Genomic DNA, 1912 nt, shown 5'->3' with positions numbered 1-1912 from the left:
GGGCGCCGGTGCCGGCGGAAACGCTCACGCCGTCGTCCCCACCACCGGACAGGTCCGCGCTCGCGTCGGACGCCGCGTCCGGTGCGGTCGGGCCGTCGATCGGGCCGGCGACACTCTGCAACCGCAGCTCGGACATCTGACGCTGGAGCTCGTCGGACTCCTGCCGGGCCTTCCAGGTCTCCTGCCGCAGATCCGCGAGCTGCTGCTGGGCCTGGGCGATCTCCAGCATCACCTGGGCCAACTGCTGCCGGCCCGCCGCCGCCTCCTGCTGCGTCGCCGCCAGGTGCTGCTGGGTGGTGGCCAGGTGCTGCTGCGTGGGTGGCCGGCCCGTACTCCTCGAACTGCCGCCGGGACGCCGCGACATGCTCGTCGGCCTTGCGGCGCTTGTCGCCGGCCTCGGTCTCGGCCCGGCTCAGCAGCTCGGTGGCCTCCGCCTCGGACCGCTGGCGCAGCGCCGCCGCGTCCTGCTCGGCCGCCTGACGGATGCCGGCCGCACCCTGTTCGATCTCGTTCTTGCGGGCGGTGTACGCGGTCTCCAGCTCGTTCTTGCGGGTGGAGTACTCCGTCTCCAACTCGTCGCGGCGGGTGGTGAGGTCGCTCTCCAGCTCCTGCTGACGGCTGGTGAACGCGGCTTCCAGCTCCTGCTGGCGTGCCGCGTGCTGCTTGTCCAACTCGTCGCGGCGCTTGGCGAACTCCTGCTCGGCCGCGGACCGTCGCTGCGCCAGCTCCCGGTCGGCCGCCTCCCGACGGGAGTTGACCTCCTGTTCCACCCCGGCCCGCCACGCGCCCAGTTCCTGCTGGGTCTGCGCCCGGGTCTGCTGCACGTACGCCTCGGTCTCGGTGCGCATCCGCTGCACGTACGCCTCGGTCTCGGCGCGGCTGCGCTTCGCCGACTCGGTGGCCTGCGTCGTCAGCCGCTCGGCCTCCTGCTGCGCCTTGGCGCGGGTGGCCCGCCCGGCCATCGACGCGTCGTCGATGATCTGCTTGGCCTCCTGCTGCGCCTTGGCGTGGGTGGCCCGCCCGGCCTCGGTCGCGGTGTCGGTGAGCCGTTTGGCCTCCTGGAGGGCCTTGGCATGCACCTCCTTGGCCGCATCGCGCAGATCGCTGGCCTCCTGCCGGGCGTTGGCCAGCGTCTCGCGGGCCGTCTCGCGCAGCTTGGTGGCTTCCTGCTGGGCCCGGGTGTGGATCTCCTTGGCGGAATCCCGCAGCTGGGTGGCCTCCTGCTGGGCCTTCGCCAGCGCGTCCTGCGCCGCCTTGCGCAACTGCGCCGACTCGTCCTTGGCCGACCGCAGGGTTTCCTCCGCCTCGGCCCGCCGGGCGGCGCTGTGCCGCTCCTCCTCCGCGCGTCGGGCGGCGAGAGCGATCTCGAAGTCCTTCAGCGCCCGCGCGGCCTGCTCGCGGGCCTCCTCGATGATGTGCTCGGCGGCGGCGCGGCGGGCATCGAGCTCCCCATTGGCGTCGGCGAGGATCTGCTCGGCCTGCTCCTCGGCGAGAGTGAGGATCGACTCGACCCGCGGGCCGAGATGGCGGAACGACGCCCGGTCGACCACGTTCATCTGCTTGCGCACCTGGGTCAGGTCACGCTGCAGAACCTCGACCTGGCCGGCGAGCTTGTGGATCTGTGTGTACGCCTGTTCCCGTTCGGAGGCGAGGGTCGCTATCTCGTGCTCAGCACGCGCGACATAACGGTCGACCTGTTTCTTCTCGTACCCCCGCAGAGCGGACTCGAAGCTGGGCTCCGTCGTCACGTCCCCGCCAAGGGCGAACAGTTCCTCGCCGTGCGACATGCCCCCATCCTCACACGCAACGGGCCCTGCTGGGGCGATACGGACGGGCCTTGTGGGAGCTACTTCACTCCGTCGCGGCTGACGGATACCACGGGTAGGGCAACGCATACGGCGCGAGGTGGCAC

General features: G+C 71.7%; 1 pseudogene. It reads right to left on the bottom strand.

Annotated elements, in window-relative coordinates:
* A pseudogene (locus KBX53_RS31620) lies at positions 1-1787 on the bottom strand (hypothetical protein); the annotation flags it as partial.
* Positions 1788-1912: the final 125 nt, after the last annotated feature.

The organism is Micromonospora sp. M51 (assembly GCF_018070305.1).
GTDB classification, from domain to species: domain Bacteria; phylum Actinomycetota; class Actinomycetes; order Mycobacteriales; family Micromonosporaceae; genus Micromonospora; species Micromonospora parva.
This window is presented reverse-complemented; position numbering and strand designations above follow the sequence as displayed.